The 19,685-nt window shown below is 44.5% G+C and carries 18 protein-coding genes; 13 read left to right on the top strand and 5 right to left on the bottom strand.

Annotation, left to right across the window (positions count from 1 at the left end; translation table 11 throughout):
- Positions 1-71 precede the first annotated feature (71 nt).
- The 13 genes from AB1F57_RS12855 (at position 72) to nrdI (ending at position 13,341) form a co-directional block, all read left to right on the top strand.
- Positions 72-2,033, top strand: coding sequence for a DHH family phosphoesterase (locus AB1F57_RS12855; RefSeq protein ID WP_367985838.1), 1,962 nt, complete (start codon positions 72-74; stop codon positions 2,031-2,033).
- A gap of 10 nt (positions 2,034-2,043) precedes the next feature.
- Positions 2,044-2,496, top strand: coding sequence for a 50S ribosomal protein L9 (gene rplI / locus AB1F57_RS12850; protein ID WP_105122429.1), 453 nt, complete (start codon positions 2,044-2,046; stop codon positions 2,494-2,496).
- A 40-nt stretch (positions 2,497-2,536) separates the two neighbouring features.
- Positions 2,537-3,892: a replicative DNA helicase gene (gene dnaB / locus AB1F57_RS12845; RefSeq protein WP_105138580.1), complete on the top strand. Its 1,356-nt coding sequence runs from the start codon at positions 2,537-2,539 to the stop codon at positions 3,890-3,892.
- A gap of 3 nt (positions 3,893-3,895) precedes the next feature.
- Positions 3,896-4,147 carry a Veg family protein gene (locus AB1F57_RS12840; RefSeq protein ID WP_105111313.1) on the top strand — a complete coding sequence of 84 codons (252 nt, stop codon included), beginning with the start codon at positions 3,896-3,898 and terminating at the stop codon, positions 4,145-4,147.
- 203 nt (positions 4,148-4,350) lie between these two features.
- The gene (rpsD, locus tag AB1F57_RS12835; RefSeq protein ID WP_024391326.1) at positions 4,351-4,962 is read left to right on the top strand and encodes a 30S ribosomal protein S4; all 612 of its coding nucleotides are present in this window, start codon (positions 4,351-4,353) and stop codon (positions 4,960-4,962) included.
- A 60-nt stretch (positions 4,963-5,022) separates the two neighbouring features.
- Entirely contained in the window at positions 5,023-5,478 is a 456-nt protein-coding gene (locus AB1F57_RS12830; protein WP_367985836.1) for a thioredoxin domain-containing protein, read from the top strand.
- A 148-nt stretch (positions 5,479-5,626) separates the two neighbouring features.
- Positions 5,627-7,150 (top strand): flavocytochrome c, encoded by a 1,524-nt coding sequence (locus tag AB1F57_RS12825; RefSeq protein WP_367985835.1) that lies wholly within the window; start codon positions 5,627-5,629, stop codon positions 7,148-7,150.
- 87 nt (positions 7,151-7,237) lie between these two features.
- Positions 7,238-8,587: a metallophosphoesterase gene (locus AB1F57_RS12820; RefSeq protein WP_367985834.1), complete on the top strand. Its 1,350-nt coding sequence runs from the start codon at positions 7,238-7,240 to the stop codon at positions 8,585-8,587.
- A gap of 137 nt (positions 8,588-8,724) precedes the next feature.
- Positions 8,725-9,636, top strand: a complete 912-nt coding sequence (locus AB1F57_RS12815; RefSeq protein WP_174852934.1) for an aldo/keto reductase — start codon at positions 8,725-8,727, stop codon at positions 9,634-9,636.
- Positions 9,637-9,644: 8 nt separating this feature from the next.
- On the top strand, positions 9,645-10,097 hold the full coding sequence (locus AB1F57_RS12810; protein WP_170239261.1) for a GNAT family N-acetyltransferase: 453 nt from the start codon (positions 9,645-9,647) through the stop codon (positions 10,095-10,097).
- A 106-nt stretch (positions 10,098-10,203) separates the two neighbouring features.
- Positions 10,204-11,955, top strand: coding sequence for an aspartate--tRNA ligase (gene aspS, locus AB1F57_RS12805; protein WP_170239260.1), 1,752 nt, complete (start codon positions 10,204-10,206; stop codon positions 11,953-11,955).
- Positions 11,948-12,880, top strand: a complete 933-nt coding sequence (locus tag AB1F57_RS12800) for a YitT family protein (protein ID WP_367986364.1) — start codon at positions 11,948-11,950, stop codon at positions 12,878-12,880. The genes aspS and AB1F57_RS12800 overlap by 8 nt, the downstream gene beginning before the upstream one ends.
- Before the next feature lie 2 nt (positions 12,881-12,882).
- Positions 12,883-13,341: a class Ib ribonucleoside-diphosphate reductase assembly flavoprotein NrdI gene (gene nrdI / locus AB1F57_RS12795; RefSeq protein ID WP_318830910.1), complete on the top strand. Its 459-nt coding sequence runs from the start codon at positions 12,883-12,885 to the stop codon at positions 13,339-13,341.
- 151 nt (positions 13,342-13,492) lie between these two features.
- On the opposite strand, the gene pulA is transcribed toward nrdI, so the two are convergent.
- The 5 genes from pulA to AB1F57_RS12770 all read right to left on the bottom strand — a co-directional run bounded on the left by pulA (position 13,493) and on the right by AB1F57_RS12770 (position 19,595).
- Complete coding sequence (pulA, locus tag AB1F57_RS12790; protein ID WP_167786110.1) at positions 13,493-15,547, bottom strand: type I pullulanase; 2,055 nt, start codon at positions 15,545-15,547, stop codon at positions 13,493-13,495.
- A 23-nt stretch (positions 15,548-15,570) separates the two neighbouring features.
- Complete coding sequence (locus tag AB1F57_RS12785; RefSeq protein WP_367985833.1) at positions 15,571-16,554, bottom strand: LacI family DNA-binding transcriptional regulator; 984 nt, start codon at positions 16,552-16,554, stop codon at positions 15,571-15,573.
- A 9-nt stretch (positions 16,555-16,563) separates the two neighbouring features.
- Entirely contained in the window at positions 16,564-17,346 is a 783-nt protein-coding gene (locus tag AB1F57_RS12780) for a hypothetical protein (protein ID WP_105138593.1), read from the bottom strand.
- Between the two features lie 118 nt (positions 17,347-17,464).
- Positions 17,465-18,304, bottom strand: a complete 840-nt coding sequence (locus AB1F57_RS12775) for a sugar ABC transporter permease (RefSeq protein WP_105110256.1) — start codon at positions 18,302-18,304, stop codon at positions 17,465-17,467.
- A gap of 1 nt (position 18,305) precedes the next feature.
- Positions 18,306-19,595 carry a sugar ABC transporter permease gene (locus AB1F57_RS12770; protein ID WP_170239507.1) on the bottom strand — a complete coding sequence of 430 codons (1,290 nt, stop codon included), beginning with the start codon at positions 19,593-19,595 and terminating at the stop codon, positions 18,306-18,308.
- Positions 19,596-19,685 lie beyond the last annotated feature (90 nt).

The raw sequence follows: 19,685 nt of genomic DNA, 5'->3' as shown, positions 1-19,685 counted from the left end.
TCCTTTGGATTTCAGGGTCATAGCTAGAATTTTTCGGTAATTTATGGTAGAATGGCAGTCAGAGGTTAGTGATGAAAAAATTTCGATTTTCGACAATTCATTTTGTCATGATTGGACTGATTTTGTTTGGACTAGTGGCTGTTATTCACCGCATTTTTCCGACAAGCGTCCTCACAATTTTTGCGCTTTTACTGAGCTTAATTGTCTTAGTTGCGCTCTTTATTTATCAGAAACATTCCTATGAATTTAGCGAACTGGAGCAGATTGAATATTTAAATAGTCAGGCAAATTCTGGTCTCATGAAGCTTTTGGACCAGATGCCGATCGGTGTGATTAAGGTTCAAGCAGAGACCAATCAAGTCGAGTGGTTTAATCCTTTTGCGGAGTTGATTTTCGCTCAGGAAAATGGTGAATTTGACCAGAAAAAGCTACGTGAAATTATTGATGTCGGTCTAGATGAAGATAGGGTTTATGCTAATTTTTCTGGAAAACGCTATGCGGTCAATGTTGATTTTGAACAGGGCTTGTTTTACTTTTTTGATGTCTCCAATGAATATTCTGCAACCAATAGTTTGATTGGCAGTCGACCAGTTATCGGGATCATTTCGGTGGATAACTATGATGAGCTGGAGGATACAATAACGGATTCTCAGATTAGCCAGGTCAATTCTTTCTTGGCTCAGTTTGTGTCCGATTTTTGTAATGGTTATGGCATTTACTACCGCCGTGGTTCTATGGATCGTTTCTATTTTTTCACGGACTACGGTGTTTTGGAAAGTTTAATTGAAGATAAATTTTCGGTCATTGACAAGTTTCGTGAAGAGGCTAAAAAGTTAGAATTAAGTCTAACTCTTAGTATGGGTTTGGCTTACGGGACAACCAACCATCATCAAATTGGTCAAGTTGCCCTGCAAAATTTGAACATGGCAGAGGTCCGTGGTGGTGACCAGGCTGTTGTCAAAGAAAATGACGACCGTAAACAACCGCTCTTTTTTGGTGGCGGCTCAGCATCATCTGTCAAACGTACTCGTACCCGTACTCGTGCCATGATGACAGCGGTGTCTGATAAGCTCAAGTCAGTCGATGCGGTGTTTGTAGTCGGACATCGAAACTTGGATATGGATGCTCTGGGCTCCTCTGTTGGGATGCAGTATTTTGCGCAAAATATCATGAACAATGCCTATACGGTCTATAATCCCGATGAGATGTCCCCGGATATTGTTCGTGCGATAAAAAAATTGAGCGATGAGAATTGTTCGAACCTGCTTACAATTCAAGAAGCCAAGCAGATGGTTACTTCCCACTCTCTGATGATCATGGTGGATCATTCTAAGATTGGCTTGACCTTGGATAAGGAATTGTATGATTTGTTTACCCAGGTTATAGTCGTAGACCACCATCGTAGAGATACGGATTTCCCTGATAATGCTATCTTGACCTATATCGAGAGTGGTGCAAGTTCAGCCAGTGAGTTGGTGACAGAGCTTATTCAATTCCAGAATGACAAGCGCCACAAGCTTAATCGTCTTCAGTCAAGCTTGTTGATGGCGGGGATTATGCTGGACACCAAGAATTTTACCTCGCGCGTGACCAGTCGGACCTTCGATGTGGCTAGCTATCTGCGTACTCGCGGTAGTGATAGTCTGGAAATTCAGCAGATTTCAGCGACAGAATTTGATGAATACCGTCAGATTAACGAGCTGATTTTGCAAGGACAGCGGTTTGAACCCCAAATCGTCATTGCACGTGGCAAGGAAGGAACCAAGTACGATACAGTTGTTCCAAGTAAGGCGGCGGATACAATTTTGAATATGGCAGGCATTGAGGCAGTCTTTGTTCTGACGGAAAATACCCAAGGTTATGTGGCGATTTCTGCAAGAAGCCACAGTAAAATCAATGTCCAGCGGATTATGGAAGAAATGGGCGGAGGCGGTCACTTTAACCTGGCTGCAGCCCAAGTCTACGACCTTACAATGGATCAAGTCTATGATAAATTGACGGATACGATTCGTCAGGAACTTAGTGAAAGTTAGGAGAGAATAGATGAAAGTTATCTTTTTAGCAGACGTAAAAGGTCAAGGAAAAAAAGGCGAAATCAAGGAAGTGCCAACAGGCTATGCCCAAAACTTTTTGATTAAGAAAAACTTAGCCAAAGAGGCAACTACCCAGGCTATCAGTGCCCTGCGTGGTCAAGAAAAATCAAAAGAAAAAGCCCATGCCGAGCAAGTTGCAGCAGCAGAAGCCATCAAGGCAAAGCTGGCTGAGGAAGCTACCTTGGTCAAATTTGTCGAAAAAGTGGGTCCAGACGGACGTACCTTCGGCTCTATTACCAGCAAGAAGATTGCGGAGGAATTAGAAAAACAATTTGGTATCAAGATTGACAAGCGTCATATTCAATTGGACCACCCAATTCGTGCCTTGGGTTTGATTGATGTTCCTGTGAAAATCTACCAGGATGTAACAGGCGTCATCAATTTGAGTATCAAAGAGGCTTAAACTATTTGATTTTTAGTCATATTGGTGAGGAGGTGAAATCTTGGCAGAATTAGACGAATTGAGGGTACAGCCCCAGGATATTTTGGCGGAACAGTCGGTGTTGGGTGCCATTTTCCTAGACGAGGGCAAGCTGGTCTTTGTCCGTGAGTATATCGAGGCTGAAGACTTTTTCAAGCACGCCCATAAGCTGATTTTCAAGGCAATGATTGCGTTGGCGGACAAGAATGAGGCCATTGATGCGACCACTATGCGTAACTACTTGGTCAATCATGGTGACTTGGAAAATATCGGTGGCTTGGCTTATTTGGCAGAGATTATCAGTTCGGTACCGACGGCGGCCAATGCGGAGTTCTATGCCAAGATTGTCGCTGAGAAATCTAACCTGCGTAAGTTGATTGCTCGTCTGACAGAGGCTGTTAATCAGGCCTACGATGGAGCTGACGGGTCGGATGATATTATTGCCAATGCGGAGAAGGCCCTGATTGATGTCAGCGAAGGAGCTAGCCGTAGCGGTTTCAAACGGATTGACGATGTCCTCAATATCAACTTTGATAATCTGGAAACCCGTGCCAAGCAGACTTCGGACATTACGGGGATTGCGACGGGCTATCCTGCACTGGATGCAATGACGACAGGACTCCACGAGGAAGAGTTGATTATCCTTGCGGCCCGTCCTGCGGTGGGGAAAACGGCTTTTGCCCTCAATATCGCGCAAAATATCGGGACCAAGCTAGGCTTGACCGTCGCCATATTTTCTTTGGAAATGGGTGCAGAGAGCTTGGTGGACCGTATGCTGGCCTCGGAAGGGGTTATCAATTCGCGTGCCATTCGTACGGGTCACTTGACTCAAGAAGAGTGGAACAAGTATATGGTAGCTCAAGCTAATTTGGCTCGAGCAAGTATCTATATTGATGATACTCCAGGTATCAAGATTACCGAAATTCGCTCGCGGTCGCGGAAATTGGCCCAAGAAACCGGCAATCTCGGTCTGATTTTGATTGACTATTTGCAGTTGATTACAGGGACTGGTCGCGAAAACCGACAACAAGAGGTTTCGGAGATTTCCCGTCAGCTGAAAATTCTGGCCAAGGAATTGAAAGTGCCGGTCATTGCCCTCAGTCAGCTATCTCGTGGAGTTGAGCAACGGCAGGACAAACGTCCAGTTCTTTCTGATATTCGTGAATCGGGTTCGATTGAGCAGGATGCGGATATTGTTGCCTTCCTCTACCGTGATGATTATTATGAACGCGGAGAGCAAGAAGATGGTGGCATTCCAAACAATACGGTCGAGGTTATCATAGAGAAAAACCGTTCGGGTGCGCGTGGTACTGTGGAACTCATGTTCCAAAAAGAATACAATAAATTTGCAAGTATTTCCAAGAGAGAGGATGGATAGAGAATGAGTGATGCATTTACAGATGTTGCCAAGATGAAGCAAATCAAACAGGATATTAAGGACCATGAAGGGCAAATTGTGGAATTGACCCTGGAGAATGGGCGTAAGCGTGAAAAAAACAAGCAAGGTCGGATTATCGAGGTCTATCAGTCACTCTTTATTGTGGAGTATGAGGATCCCAACAATACCTTTGTGGAATCTTATACCTACTCAGACATCTTGACGGAGAAGATTTTGATTCATTATTTGGACTAATCGCAACAAAAGGCTTTACAGAGCCTTTTTTCTGTGCTATACTATTCTTTGTGCGAAATAACAGCAGGGCAAAATGAAGCTCGTCAACAGAAGGTCAGCAAGAAGAGTAATCGTTGCTGTTTCGATGAAGGCCTCCTGCACGAATCAGGTTTGCTTAAAACGTTATTTCCTACAATAATAATTATTTTAGGAGGACATAACAAATGTCACGTTATACAGGACCATCTTGGAAACAAGCTCGTCGTCTTGGCTTGTCATTGACAGGTACAGGTAAAGAATTGGCACGTCGTAACTACGTACCAGGTCAACACGGACCAAACAACCGTTCTAAATTGTCAGAATACGGTTTGCAATTGGCTGAAAAACAAAAATTGCGTTTCTCTTATGGTTTAGGTGAAAAACAATTCCGTAACTTGTTCGTACAAGCTACTAAAATTAAACAAGGTACAGTTGGTTTCAACTTCATGCTCCTTTTGGAACGTCGTTTGGACAACGTTGTTTACCGCCTTGGTTTGGCAACTACTCGTCGTCAAGCTCGTCAATTTGTAAACCACGGTCATATCCTTGTTGATGGTAAACGTGTTGATATCCCATCATTCCGCGTTGAAGTTGGTCAAGTAATCTCAGTTCGTGAAAAATCATTGAACGTTCCAGCTATCCGCGAAGCAGTTGAAGCAACTCTTGGTCGTCCAGCTTTCGTATCATTCGATGCTGACAAACTTGAAGGTTCATTAACTCGCTTGCCAGAACGCGATGAAATCAACCCAGAAATCAACGAAGCCCTTGTCGTAGAATTCTACAACAAAATGCTCTAAGATATTCTATATCTTCAAAGCCCTGTTTATGGGCTTTTTGTGTATGTTTAGGAGGTTCTTATGTGGCGTAAGTATCTTGTCGCTGTCTTGCTGGCAGTCCTGGGGATTGCTGCTATCTGGTTCTTCGTTGGTCAAATTAGCCAACCAGCTGTAGCTGAGTCTGATTATGCAAAGGCAGTAAAAGATTTTCAGGAAATTAGTATTGAGGATTTGGAAGAGAAATTAGGGACGGATGAAGACTTTATTCTCTATATTGGTCGCGAGACTTGTCCTTATTGTCGTGCCTTTGTTCCAAAATTGCATCAGGCTGCTAAGGAAACGGAGATTCCAGTCCTTTACATTGATAGTGAGGAGGATCCAACTGGAAAATTGGAGCTTTTCCGTCAGGCCAGTGGGATTAAAACAGTTCCAAGTCTGACCTATTTTAAGGACGGTAAACTGTCCGCCTTTCTTCAAAAAGGTAGCCAGGCCACTAAAGAAGAAATCACACAATTTCTGCAATTGCTCTCAGAATAAGTATAATGCACAGGCTATCTAGCTTGTGCATTTTATTTCATGTAAATCAAAAATCATTTCAAAATTTTGTGAAAATGATCTCAAAAACAATTGAAAACTCTTTCACAAAATGGTATAATGTGAATATCATAACAAATCGGAGGAGTTTATGAAAAAGAAAACTTGGTTAGGCTTGCTTTTTAGCCTAGTTGCAGTTCTATTTTTAGTCGCATGTGGTGGTAAGGCTGAGAAAACAGCTACATCTACCTCTTCTTCAAGCACAACAGAATCATCTTCAAAAGAAGAAGCTGTTTCAGGTGCGTCACAACGTGAATATACGGATCCATCCGAATTGAAAGACAGCTATGATGTTGTCGTAGTTGGTTCTGGTGGAGCAGGGATGTCTGCTGCAATTTCAGCAAAAGATGCAGGTGCTAGCGTAGTACTATTAGAAAAAATGCCAGTTATTGGTGGTAATACTGCTAAATCATCAGCCGGCATGAATGCTTCTCAAACCAAATTCCAGGAAGCAGAAGGAATTGCTGATTCCAATGATAAATTTTATGAAGAAACTTTGAAGGGTGGTAAGGGAACAAACGATCCCGAATTGCTTCGTTATCTTGTCGACAATTCAGCTAGTGCGATTGACTGGTTGGATGGGTTGGGTATTACTCTTAGTAACTTGACTACTACAGGTGGTATGAGTGAAAAACGTACACACCGTCCAGCAGATGGTTCAGCTGTCGGAGGTTATTTAGTAAATGGATTATACTATAACCTTGTGGAACGTGAAGTACCTATTTTTGTCAATGCAAATGTTACCAAATTACAAGAGGAAGATGGAGCAGTAACAGGTGTTGAAGTTGAGATTGCTGGTGAAACCAAGAAAATTTCAGCTAAGGCAGTAGTGTTAGCTACAGGTGGTTTTGGCGCGGATTTAGAGATGGTTGCCAAATTAAATCCAGCATTGGAGGGGTACGTGACGACCAACCAAGAAGGTTCAACTGGTGATGGCATTGCTCTTGCTGAATCAAAAGGTGCAGCAACAGTTGATATGGAACAAATCCAAATTCACCCAACTGTAGAGCAAGAAACTTCTTACTTGATTACGGAAGCTGTTCGTGGGGAAGGTGCTATTCTTGTCGATGCAAATGGTGATCGCTTCGTTAATGAATTGGAAACTCGAGATAAAGTTTCAGCGGCCATCAATGCCTTGGATCCAAACCATGCCTATGTCATTTTTGACGACGCTTTAAAAGAACGTGTGAAGGCAATTGCACAGTATGAAGAAAAAGGCCTTGTGAAAACTGGTGCTACTCTAGCAGACTTAGCTAAGGAAATTGGTGTTCCGGCTGATAAACTACAAGCTACACTTGATGTGTGGAATAAGGCTGTAGCTGATAAAAATGATGCAGCGTTTGGTCGTACATCTGGTATGGACAATGCTTTGAATACAGGTTCTTATCATGCAATTAAAGTAGCACCTGGCGTTCACCATACAATGGGTGGTGTGAAAATTAATACAAACGCGGAAGTATTGAAGACAGATGGTTCAGCGATTACAGGACTCTATGCTGCTGGAGAAGTTACTGGTGGTGTTCACGGCCAAAACCGTATTGGTGGTAATGCGGTGGCGGACATTATCGTATTTGGCCGTCAGGCAGGTATGAAGGCAGCAGAGTTTGCAAAATAATGACGAAGTTAAACTGATTTTTCAATTTGAAAAGGTTCTTAGGAGCCTTTTCTTGTTGGTAAATGTTATCAGTGATATACTGGGACTATGAAGAAAATGATAATCTTAGCTGGTTTGTTGCTCAGTATTTTTTTAATTTTGAACTTCACTACTCAACAGCAGGTCGTTGCATATCCGAATCGAAATTTGACCAAGGAGGATCAAATTTGGATTATCAGTGATATCCATTATCTGTCACCAACTTTATTTGATACTGGCGAGGCTTTCTCCTATATCGAAAAGACGGCTGCTGGTAAGGAGCTCCGCTATGGAAAAGAGCGGATGGATGCTCTTTTGGAGCAGGTCAAACGGGATAAGCCCAAGCATTTGCTGGTCAGTGGAGATTTGACCCTCAATGGTGAAAAGCAGAGCATGCTGGAGTTGGCGGAGTATTTTGGGAAGATGGAGAAAGCTGGTACCCAGGTGCAGGTGATACCCGGAAATCATGATATAGCCAGTGGCTGGGCGCGCGCCTTTAAGGGAGACCATCAGGAAGTGGTTGCTCAGGTTTCCCATAAGGATTTTGCGGAGATTTTTGCAGATTTTGGTTATAATCAAGCGGCCAATCGCGATACCTATTCTCTTAGTTATTTGAGCAAGGTTTCTTCTAATCTGTGGTTTATCATGCTGGATTCCAATATCTACAGCGATGGGATGGGAAAAGGAGGTCCAAAGACCAATGGTCGTATCAAGAAGGAGACGCTAGACTGGATGGAGGAGCAGTTGCAGGCGGCTGAAGAGGCTGGTGTGCAGGCCCTTCCAGTTGTTCACCACAATGTCCTTCGGCAGCACCACATGCTGTCCAAAGGCTATACTCTGGATAATATGCTAGATGTCAAGCGGCTATTGGATCGCTATGGGGTTCAATTTGGTTTTTCTGGTCATACGCATGCCCAGAACATTGTTTCAGAGGACCTTGGAAAGACCACTTATACTGAGGTGGTGAACGGAGCCTTTTCAGTCTATCCTGCTGTAATAGGTCAGGTGACTGTGGATAAGTCTGGCTTAGATTATCAAAAAGGGCAATTGGATACGGCTTTTTGGGCAAAAAAAGCTCAGCCTACAAATCCAGATTTACGTGAATTAACAGCTCATATGCAGTCTGTTTTTGACAATAGTAGCGACATTATGGTCCACCGGATGATGCACGATGAGGGTTGGTACTCTACGGAGGTTGCGGAGAGTATTTCTCAGTTTATGGTACCAGTCAATCGCGCTTACTTTTCTGGTGAAAAGATTGACCAGAATTGGTTGGCAAAGGATGTTTATCCCAGCCAGGCTTATAAGGAGTTAAGCAAGGTCAATCCGAAGAGTTTCCTTTATGATTATGCCGAACATATCTTTTTACGAAGTCAAGAAAGGGATGTGGAGAAGGTTTTTTTGGAAATGAAACCCTAGTTTTCCACAGAAAATGTCATTTTTACACAAGTTTTCCACAGTTTGTGCAAAACTTGTTCATAGATTTGCAAAACCCGGCATTTGTCGGCTTTTGTGCTATAATGGGAATAGAAAAACGTTTTCAAAAGGAGTATCCAATGCAAGAATTAGGACAAACAGGTTTACAGGTATCACGGATTGCCTTGGGCTGTATGCGCATGGTAGCCCTGTCAGATCAGGAAGCTAGTAGGGTCTTAGAGACCAGTCTGGAAGAGGGAATAAACTTTTTCGATCATGCCGATATTTATGGTGGCGGTCAATCGGAAATCCGCTTTGCCTCTGCCATGAAGGAGCTGGGTATCAGGCGCGAGGACATCATTCTCCAGTCCAAATGCGGTATCCGCAAGGGCTATTTTGATTTTTCAAAAGACTATATTTTGCAGTCGGTTGATGGGATTTTAGAGCGCTTGGATACGGACTATCTGGATGTGCTATGTTTGCACCGACCGGATGCTTTGATGGAAGCAGAGGAGGTAGCTGAGGCCTTCTATTTGCTAGAAAAAGCCGGTAAGGTTCGCCATTTTGGCGTCAGCAACCAGAATATTTACCAGATGGAACTGCTCCAGTCCTATTTGGATAAGCCCTTGGCTGTGAATCAACTCCAGTTGTCGCCTGCCCATACGCCTCTGATTGATGCGGGTCTCCATGTCAATATGAAAGATGATGTGGCTACGATGCGGGATGGTGGACTGATTGATTATTGCCAGCTCAAAAAAGTCACTATTCAGGCTTGGTCACCCTTCTTGATTGACCTACAAAAGGGGATTTTTGCTAACCATCCAGACTATACAGAGCTCAATCGCACCCTTGAGGAAATAGCAGAGCGGTACCATGTTTCACATGAAACCATTGTTGTTGCCTGGATATTACGCCATCCAGCTACCATTCAAACCATAGTTGGCTCTATGAATCCAGACCGCCTGAAAAAGATTGCCCAGGCTAGCCAGCTTATCCTAACTCGACCAGAATGGTACGATATTTACAAGAGTGCAGGCAATTTCTTGCCTTAGGAGGGGATATGAATTGGGAAATCAAGGCCTTTGACCAATTAAGTTTACAGGAGCTTTACAGCATCTTGACACTGCGAATGGATGTCTTTGTTGTAGAACAAGCTTGTCCCTATCCTGAAGTTGATGGAAAGGATCCAAACTGTCTTCATCTTTTGGGAACTGATGAAGGAGAGTTAGTAGCTTACTTGAGAATCTTGCCAGCTGGTCTAAGTTATGATGAAGTTTCCATCGGTCGTGTGGTCATCAAGCCAAGCCATCGTGGTAAAGGATTGGGTCGGCCAATGATGGAGAAAGCTATCGCTTACATTATAACCGAGTGGAAGGAAAGTCAGATTAAAATCGGGGCCCAAGCCTATTTGGAAAAATTCTATCAATCGCTTGGCTTCGAACCTATTTCTGAAGTATATTTGGAGGATGATATCCCACATTTGGATATGTTATACCGTAAACCAGTCAACTAGGGCTGGTTTTTCGATTTTTCTCGGCAATTTCTCCCAAAAATCAGCCATTTTATGGTAGAATGAATAGGTATATTAAAGAATAAATAGTGAAATAAAGAGGAATATTATGGAACGTAGCATGTATGCGGGACGTGTTCGTAAGGAGCATGTCGGACAGGAAATAACTTTGAAAGGTTGGGTTGGTCGCCGTCGTGACCTGGGTGGACTGATTTTCATTGACTTGCGTGACCGTGAAGGAATTATGCAGTTGGTTATCAATCCAGAGCTAGTGGATGCTGACCTGATGGCGACTGCTGAAAGCCTCCGTAGTGAATATGTTATCGAAGTGACAGGCACTGTCGTGGCGCGTGAGCAGGAAAATAGTAACCTACCGACAGGTGCCGTAGAGATGCAGGTAACTCGCCTAACAGTTCTCAATACAGCCAAGACCACTCCATTTGAAATCAAGGACGGTATTGAGGCTAGTGATGATACCCGCTTGCGTTACCGTTATTTAGACCTTCGTCGTCCAGAGATGCTCAATAATTTCAAGCTCCGTGCAGCTGTCACCCACAGCATCCGTAACTACTTGGACGAGTTGGAGTTTATCGATGTGGAAACACCGATGCTGACCAAGTCAACACCAGAAGGGGCGCGTGATTACTTGGTGCCATCTCGTGTGTCCAAGGGATATTTCTATGCCCTTCCACAAAGTCCACAGATTACCAAACAGCTCTTGATGAATGCAGGTTTTGACCGCTACTACCAAATCGTTAAGTGTTTCCGTGATGAAGATTTGCGTGGGGACCGTCAACCTGAGTTTACACAGGTGGACTTAGAAACCTCATTCTTGAATGAAGTTGAGATTCAAGACATCGTAGAAGGACTGATTGCTAAGGTCTTGAAAGATACCAAAGGGATTGAGTTGACCTTGCCATTCCCTCGTATGGCCTATGACCATGCTATGAACTTCTACGGTTCAGACAAGCCGGATACTCGTTTTGAAATGCTTTTGCAAGACTTGACAGAACTTGTCAAGGAAGTTGACTTCAAAGTCTTCTCAGAAACACCAGTTGTCAAAGCCATTGTGGTCAAGGGTGCGGCGGATAGCTATTCTCGTAAGGACATTGATAAGCTGACAGAATATGCCAAACAGTTTGGTGCCAAGGGATTGGCTTGGGTCAAGGTAGATAATGGTGAGCTCACCGGACCAGTTGCCAAGTTCCTGACAGACATTACAGCTGACTTGACGGCTTCTTTACAGTTGGTTGACAAGGACTTGGTACTTTTCGTAGCGGATGAGCTGGAAGTTGCTAATAATACGCTTGGTGCACTCCGTAATCGCCTGGCTAAAGAGCAAGGTCTGATTGATGAGAGTAAGTTCAACTTCCTCTGGATTGTTGATTGGCCAATGTTTGAATGGTCGGAAGAAGAAGGACGTTTTATGTCTGCCCACCACCCATTCACCTTGCCAACGGAAGAAACCGCTCATCACTTGGATGGTGATTTGGCCCAGGTTCGTGCCGTTGCCTATGATATTGTTCTCAACGGTTATGAACTCGGTGGCGGTAGTCTCCGGATTAATCAAAAAGAGATGCAGGAACGTATGTTCAAGGCACTTGGTTTCTCAGCAGAAGAGGCACATGAGCAGTTTGGTTTCCTGCTAGAGGCTATGGACTACGGTTTCCCACCACATGGTGGTTTAGCTATCGGTTTGGACCGCTTTGTCATGCTCTTAGCTGGTGAGGACAATATTCGTGAAGTCATCGCCTTTCCGAAGAACAACAAGGCGTCTGATCCGATGACACAAGCACCAAGCACGGTTGCAAAGGCTCAATTAGAGGAATTAGCATTAAACATCCAACTTGAAAATGAATAAATTTTTCAGAAAACTACGTGTTCTTTTCTTAAGAAAGGCCAGAAAGAATAAGTTTTGGTCGGTTCTGTCAGGGATTTCGCGTGAAAAGTATGCAGAACGGATATCGGGGTCCATTATCTATGGGCTCCTATCTAGTATTGCAGTCAATTTTTTCTTTCGTCCGGGAAATGTCTATTCGTCTGGTGTGACGGGCCTGGCCCAGATTGCATCAGCTCTTGTGGAGACTTATCTTGGCTGGTATTTGCCTATTGCGGTGGTCTATTATGGTCTTAACATCCCCTTGCTGTTACTGGCCTGGTATAAGATTGGCTACAAGTTTACAATTTTTACCTTTATCACAGTAACCTTTAGTTCCCTCTTTATCCAGTTTATGCCGTCGGTTACTCTGACAACTGATCCTCTGGTCAATGCTATTTTTGGTGGACTTATGCTGGGGACAGGGATTGGATTTGCCCTGCGCAATAATGTGTCCTCTGGCGCTACAGATATTATTTCTATCATCATTCGTCAGAAGACGGGCCGGCAGGTTGGCTCTATCTCTCTTATGGTCAATATCCTGATTATGCTGATTGCTGGCATGACTTTTGGCTGGAAGTTTGCCCTGTATTCCATGGTGTCCCTTTTTATCTCCAGTCGGATGACCGATGCGATTTTTGTTAAGCAAAAGCGGATGCAGGCCATGATTATCACTAGTCATCCCGACCGTGTGACCAAGATGATTCAGAAGAAACTTCATCGGGGTGTGACTATTATCAAGGGTGCCGAGGGTGCCTATCAGCACGAACAAAAGACGGTCCTCATTACCATTATTACCCGTGCGGAGTTTAATGAATTTAAGCAAATTATGAAGAAAACTGACCCGCGGGCCTTTGTTTCCGTGGCGGACAATGTCAATATTATCGGTAATTTTGTAGAAAGTGAGTAGCTATGACCGAAAAATTGTATCTGGTTTATATCAGCCTCAGTGGCAATACGGATAGCTTTGTCAAGCGTCTCAAGGCTTTCTTCCAGTTCCAGACGAATTTGTCTATCGAGCTGGTGCATATCAAGGATCTGGTCAAGCAGGATATTCCCTTTTATAGCCTGGATGCGCCCTTTGTTGCCTTTTTGCCGACTTATTTGGAGGGTGGCAATGGCGTTGACAACGGCGATGTCGAAATTCTGACCAATCCTCTGGGAGATTTTATCGCCTTCGGTGGTAATGCAGAGCGTTGCCTGGGCGTCGTTGGCTCCGGAAACCGTAATTTTAACAATCAATACTGTCTGACAGCCAAGCAATATGCAGAGCGATTTGGATTTCCTGTTATCGATAATTTTGAACTTCGGGGCATGCCTAATGATGTCGAGCGTATTGGTCAGAAAATTTTGGCCTTGCTTGAAAAATAAGCCTGAAACTCAGCTGTTTGGCTGGGTTTTCTTGTTTTCAAAAACACAAAAACCACCAACTTTCGCTGGTGATTTCTAAGGAGATATGAAAAATATTTAGGATTGTTTATAGTATAACCGAGTTTATCCAAAATGAAATCGGTCTCAGGTCCTATTTTTCATCTTCTAAGACACAAATACTTTGTCCGGCCAGCGTGATTTGCTGGGCCTTTTTGTCCCCAAGAGGAGGGAAGTTGAAGCGGACGGTCGTATCTGTGTCCTTTTCAAATGTGAAATCACTATTTGAAAAATTGATAATGAATTGAATAGTCTTCTCTTCAGTTTTGACCGTATAGCGGAGGACAAATTCTGTCAGCCAGAAAAACTCGCAGGCAGTTGAAATTGTCTGATAGTCATCCAGGCTGAGTGTAGGATTTTCCTTGCGAAAGGCAATCAAATCCTGGATAAATTCTATGTGCTCCTGGTAACGAACGGCCCGTGTCCAGTCCAGTCGGTTAATGGCATCTGGAACATTGTAGCTATTTTCAATCTCATCTTTGGTACGGAAGAATTCTTGTCCACTATGAATAAAGGCCATTCCTTGAGAAATGAGAACCAATTGGAGCCCAAAACTGGCAGCTCGTTTTTGCTGGGACGTGGTCCAGTCCGGATTTTCAATATGGCAATAGTCAAAGGCGGTCGCATTGTCATGGCACTCGATGTAGTTGAGAGACTGCTGCGGTGTCAAGAAGTGACTATAATGACTGCCGGTCAATAGATGCTGAATTTTCTCATGGAGTTGCTTGTCTACCAAACGCTGCGGATTGAGCAAGACCTTCTTGAAGGTATCACGAAAGTCATCGTTGAAGAAACTCACTTCTGGGAGCTGATCTGCATTGTACTGATGAGCTAGTTTTTCATAGTCTAGACCAGTTGCCATCTTCCACCCTTCACCATAGAGGTAGACATTGGGATGAAGGCTGGACAGTTCCGCTTGGATTTGGTTAATGGTTTCGATATCCAAAATACCCATCAGGTCAAAGCGGAATCCGTCAAAACCGTAGATTGCCAACCATTGGTGGAGGGATTGCTTGATATAATTGCGAACCATACTGCGCTCGCTGGCCACATCATTGCCACAGAAGGTACCGTCTGTCCGCTTGCCATTTTCATCATAGCGGTAGAAATAACCGGGAACAGTGCGTTCAAAGGCGTATTCTTCAGCATGGTAGACATGGTTGTAGACCACGTCCATGATGACAGAAATATCGGCATCGTGATAGGCCTGGATAGCCTCTTGGAGCTCCACAATGCGGGCGTAAGGATCATTTGGCTGGCTGGTAAAGGAACCATCTGGTAGATTGTACTGGACAGGGTCGTAGCCCCAGTTGTAAACAGCTTGTGGTTGATTTTCATCTACGCTACCGAAATCATAGACTGGCAGGAGCTGGACGTGGGTCACGCCCAACTGTTTGATGTAGTCCATCCCAAAGTTCATACCATCAAGGACAGGTGATTCCGTCAAGCCCTTGAACTTCCCAGGGTGTTGGAAACCAGCTTCTTTCTGCTGGGAAAAGTCACGGACACTCATCTCATAGACAATAGCCTGCGAAATGGGACGTTGGGTCTTGGCGCGTGTCGGCTTTTTGAGCTTGCCTAGGTCGATAACATAGCTGTCGCCAGAATTGGCCTTAGAGGACAGAGCATAAGGGTCGTGGACAGATACCCACTGGCCATTGACTTTGTGCAGATAGTGGTAGCTAGAGCCTTCAAGGTCGCCCTCTACCGTCACCTGCCAGACCCCCTTTTCAGCCTTTTCCATAGCGTGCGGTCTTCCCTCCAGCACCAGAAAGACCTGCTTGGAAATAGGTGCCCACAGCTTGAAGGTGGTCGATTGCGGGCTATAGGTCGCCCCCAAGTCCCTACCGGTATAGGTAAAGTTTTTTTCAAAAATAGCAGAGCGGACAATCTGACCGTAGCCTAATTCAGCCTGATTTCGGTCCTGATCGTAGATGTGATAGTCCTGGTCAAAGTCCAGTCCCTGTGGACTGGTCAAGTGGTAGATAACCAGCTCACCCTCTTCCTCTACAGATTGGATAGGAAGTCGAAAAGAAACTTTGTCAGACTCCAGGGAGAAATTCATCTCTTCAGAGTCGAATCGTTTTTCCATGACCAAGCGAATGTTGGTTTGGTCGTTTAAAAATGCTTGAAATTGTCGTAATGCCATGAGCCAAAAGGCTCCTTTCTAAATCAAAGTTCAGTGATAGTGTGCGGAATGACTCTGCGGTAGCAGACCAGCTTGTCTTCCTTGCTGTCGTTGATAATCTGGTGGAGAGTGTCAAAAGCTTCACGTCCCAGCTGGATAGCGTGGACGTCCACATAGGCCTCGATATCTAGTTTAGGTTTGACAGAGTCAAAGGAAATAATGGGCAGCTGCTGCCCGACTTCCTTGAGATACTTGACAATCCCTTCGGCCACCATGGTATCGGTGGTCACAATGGCGTCAATATCCTGCTTGAGCAGTTTCTTGGAAATCTTGTAGGATGAATCCTCCAGCAAGAAACCAGATACAAAGCGAACCTTGTTTTCATCCAGAGGGATATGATGAGATTTAAGGGCATTTTTATAGCCAGTATAGCGGTCTTGGGATACGACCAATTCCTTGTTACCAGCCATGAAGGCGATATTCTTGTAGCCCTTGTTGATGAAATAATTGGTAGCCTCAAAGCCTGCCTGGATATTATCATTGTCGACCAGGGAAATGAAGGGCGAGTCGGCCTTACCCAGGATGAGGAAAGGGAACTTGTGCTGGATAGCCAATTGGACCAGTGGATCGTCTGGCTTGGAGTAGAGGAAAATTAAGCCGTCTACCCGCCTGCCGTAGACCATTTGAGAAATAGCCTCTAAGCGCTGCTCTTCATTTTTACCAGTCGAAATCTGAATGGCATAGTTGTGGTCGGCTGCCACTTGAGAAATCCCCCGCAAAGCAGTTGGAAAGAAGGGGTTTTGGTAGAAAACATCGGAGTCATCCGGCAGCACCAGCCCGATAACCTGGCTATAAGACGACACCAGACTGCGGGCATTGAGATTGGGATGATAGTTGAGCTCGGCCATGGCCTTTCGGACGCTGTCCTTGGTTTTTTGGGAAATAGCAGAGCTGTTTTGGATGACGCGGGTCACCGTAGACGGCGACACACCAGCCAGTTTGGCTACGTCCTTGATGGTTGCACGCATAGGAACCTCCTAAAGTTGATTACGGAATTTTGTTTTGAAAAATACCCACAAGAGACAGAGGACAAAGAGGATGTTTTGAATGGTTAAGATAGTCGTTACAGGTTGACCAAAGAGTCCAATCAAGCAGGCAATCAGACTTGGCACACCCAGGCAATTCAGGGCGAAGTTATAGCACTCCTTGAAGGTTTCAAAGTGGAAGAAACGAGATTTCTTGGTCAGATAGAGAAAGAGACTGGCCCCCAAGAGGATAAAGAGTAGATTGGCTGCCAAGATAAAGCTTGATACCAGACTGATACCCAGCCCAATCAAAGCCTTGTTTGCCTGGTACCAATTTTTAGAGATGGCCTTGGTTAGCTTTTCCTTACTAGAAAAATCATCGGCGGTCATGCCTGTGTAACCCAGCTCAGCCAAGGTATTGCTGCCCTTGCGAATGGTCAGCGTGTCCTGGCCAAATTGATAGGAAAAATCCGGGCTCTGGCTGACTTGATTGCCAAAGGTGATTTGGTCTGAAATGCCCTGTCCTGTGTAGGTCAATTGATTGTTTTCCAGCTGGCTATGTTGCTGTAAATCCTCGACCACCTGGTCTGTCAGGGGTGCATAAACACCCTCGACAAAATTGTCCAACGGATAGTTTTCTAGACTCAAGGTCTGTAAGGAAGTCGGCAGGACCAATAGGGCCACCAAAAAGACGGTTGTAAAGAGACGCTGCCAGAGAGTCAGCAAGCGACGGTTGTCAAACATTTTCCTAGCAGAGAAAATACTGGAAAAATAAGAAAATGGATAGGGCAGCATGGAGTGTCCTTTCTAGGAAGAAGTGTCTATGGTTGAGTCTGTATCTGAACAGCCTTGGTTTCTCAATCAAGTCAAGGCAAAGGATATGACCGAAAAAGGGAAAAGGTGGGATAAGGTACTACCCCTTATCACCACCGCTAGTTAAACCAGATACAAAGTTCTTTTGTAGGAAGAAGAATAGAATACTGATTGGGAGGGCGATGAGAACAGCCCCTGCTGCAAAATAGGCAACCTTGAGGTTTTTCACATCTGAGATGAAGGTTTGCAGACCAACGGCAACAGTATAGAATTCTTTTTCACGAAGCAAGAATTTGGAGAGGATGTAATCTCCAAATGGTCCCATGAAGGCCCAGAGTGCTTGTACGGCAATCATTGGGCGTACCAATGGCAGAACGATTTGCCAGAAACGTCTGAAGTGACCAGCACCGTCCAGTTTTGCAGATTCATCCAGAGAGATTGGCACCGTATCGAAGTAGCCTTTCATGAGCCAAGCGTTCATCGGGATACCACCACCAACATAGAGGAAGATGAGGAACCAGCTTTGGTTGAGTGCATTGAGCATGAGGGCCATAACGAAGAAGGCTGTCAGAGCGGCCATGGTTGGCACCATTTGAATAATAAGGAAGAAGACCAAACTCTGCTTACGAGCGATGAAATTATAGCGACTGTAAGCGTATCCCGCTAGTACCACTATACTGGTTTGGATAAGCATTGTCAAAACCGCGATAATCAGCGTGTTGAGGTACCAGGTACCGTAGAGAGTTTCGGTAAAGAGTCCCTTGAAATTGTCCAAGGTAAGTGCTATCGGTTCTAACTTGAAGGCTACCACGTTCCCTGACTTAAAGGCAGACATAATGGTAATCAAGAGAGGATAGATGATAATAATAGACAGGGCAATCAGATAGAGATAGGTCAGGGTTTGCCCTAGTTTGCGTTTGAAACTTACTGACATTTTCATCTTATACATCCTCCATTTCAAAAGCATTTAATTTCTTGAAGGCAATCATGGAAATACTGATGACAATCATGGAAATAATCAAGGTTACGGCAGCCGCCATTGAGTATTGTGGAGCTGTACCTGTGGTCAATTTGTAAATCCAAGAAATCAAGATATCGGTTGAACCAGCACCACCACCGACACTACCAGGACCACCATTGTTAAAGAGATAGATGATCGAGAAGTTGTTGAAGTTGAAGGTGTACTGACTGATCAGAGTAGGAGCAGCCACTGCCAAGATCATTGGCAAGGTAATGCTACGGAATTTTTGAATAGGACTTGCGCCGTCGATATAAGCTGCCTCATAGAGGTCATTTGGAATGGATTGCAAAATACCCAAGGTCAAAACGTAGATATAAGGGAAACCAAGCCAGGCCTGCATCATGATCAGGGCTACTTTTGTCCAAAACGGATCGGTCTTCCACGGAATCAGGAAATTATCGATAAATGGCAAGAATTTGCTGAGGAAAGGCAAGACCTGAGTGTTGATAGCGCCGACACTATCGTTGAACATGTTACTGAAGGTCAAGATAGTCACAAAGGCAGGTACTGCCCAAGGGAGCAAGAAGATAACACCGAAGATGCGTTTGCCCTTGATAAATGGCTGGTTGGCAACGATAGCCGTAAAGATACCAATGACAATCTGTGCTGTTGATGCTGCCAGAGCCCAGATAATGGTCCAACCAAGGACAGAACCGAAGGCGGCACGGAAGGTGCTGAGTTTCCAAATATTGCTAAAGTTGGTAAAGCCAATCCAGTCTAGAAGAGCACCTGGTGGCAGGTGTTGGAAGTCGTAGTTGGTAAAGGCGATGAAAAGAGTCACCACAACCGGGAAGATGATAGCAAAGGTCATGGCAATGTAAGACGGAATAATCAAGAGATAGGGGAAACCATTCTCATAGATGCCTTTGATCATGTCCTGCAGGCTTGTCGTTACTGGTAGACCAGCATTCCAGCGTTTGGCTGTAGAGTGGGCATCCTTTAGGTTTAGGGCGTAGAAAGCAAGATAGACAACTGTAATGATGAGGTGGAAGGAACCACGGATCAACATGAAGAGGGAGTTGTCACGGCCGCGTTGGCTACCAAGGGTAATCAAGTTTCCAATTTCTCCACCTGCTATTGCAATGAAGTAGACTAGAAAAGCGGCAGTTACACCCAGGAAGATGTAGCCTTTGGCTTTCTGCTTGTTGTAAATCTGTCCCAGTCCAGGAAGGAGGGACATCAGGAGGGCTTTGGTTGGGTTTTGTTTCATATCATAGTCTCCTTAGGTGTTATGGTTATTTGACAGAAGAACCGAGTGCTTCAGTCCTTTTGTGAAATAACCATTACTGGTTATTTCTAA

The organism is Streptococcus nasisuis (genome assembly GCF_040836615.1).
Lineage (GTDB): Bacteria > Bacillota > Bacilli > Lactobacillales > Streptococcaceae > Streptococcus > Streptococcus suis_V.
Note: the sequence above shows the minus strand (reverse complement) of the source record. Positions and strands in the feature narration are given on the sequence as shown.

Coding starts and splice junctions, on each gene's coding strand:
- AB1F57_RS12855 (WP_367985838.1), top strand. CDS start 72: ATGAAAAAATTTCGATTTTCGACAATTCATTTTGTCATGATTGGACTG.
- rplI (WP_105122429.1), top strand. CDS start 2,044: ATGAAAGTTATCTTTTTAGCAGACGTAAAAGGTCAAGGAAAAAAAGGC.
- AB1F57_RS12840 (WP_105111313.1), top strand. CDS start 3,896: ATGAGTGATGCATTTACAGATGTTGCCAAGATGAAGCAAATCAAACAG.
- rpsD (WP_024391326.1), top strand. CDS start 4,351: ATGTCACGTTATACAGGACCATCTTGGAAACAAGCTCGTCGTCTTGGC.
- AB1F57_RS12830 (WP_367985836.1), top strand. CDS start 5,023: ATGTGGCGTAAGTATCTTGTCGCTGTCTTGCTGGCAGTCCTGGGGATT.
- AB1F57_RS12825 (WP_367985835.1), top strand. CDS start 5,627: ATGAAAAAGAAAACTTGGTTAGGCTTGCTTTTTAGCCTAGTTGCAGTT.
- AB1F57_RS12820 (WP_367985834.1), top strand. CDS start 7,238: ATGAAGAAAATGATAATCTTAGCTGGTTTGTTGCTCAGTATTTTTTTA.
- AB1F57_RS12815 (WP_174852934.1), top strand. CDS start 8,725: ATGCAAGAATTAGGACAAACAGGTTTACAGGTATCACGGATTGCCTTG.
- AB1F57_RS12810 (WP_170239261.1), top strand. CDS start 9,645: ATGAATTGGGAAATCAAGGCCTTTGACCAATTAAGTTTACAGGAGCTT.
- aspS (WP_170239260.1), top strand. CDS start 10,204: ATGGAACGTAGCATGTATGCGGGACGTGTTCGTAAGGAGCATGTCGGA.
- AB1F57_RS12800 (WP_367986364.1), top strand. CDS start 11,948: ATGAATAAATTTTTCAGAAAACTACGTGTTCTTTTCTTAAGAAAGGCC.
- nrdI (WP_318830910.1), top strand. CDS start 12,883: ATGACCGAAAAATTGTATCTGGTTTATATCAGCCTCAGTGGCAATACG.
- pulA (WP_167786110.1), bottom strand. CDS start 15,547: ATGGCATTACGACAATTTCAAGCATTTTTAAACGACCAAACCAACATT.
- AB1F57_RS12785 (WP_367985833.1), bottom strand. CDS start 16,554: ATGCGTGCAACCATCAAGGACGTAGCCAAACTGGCTGGTGTGTCGCCG.
- AB1F57_RS12780 (WP_105138593.1), bottom strand. CDS start 17,346: ATGCTGCCCTATCCATTTTCTTATTTTTCCAGTATTTTCTCTGCTAGG.
- AB1F57_RS12775 (WP_105110256.1), bottom strand. CDS start 18,304: ATGAAAATGTCAGTAAGTTTCAAACGCAAACTAGGGCAAACCCTGACC.
- AB1F57_RS12770 (WP_170239507.1), bottom strand. CDS start 19,595: ATGAAACAAAACCCAACCAAAGCCCTCCTGATGTCCCTCCTTCCTGGA.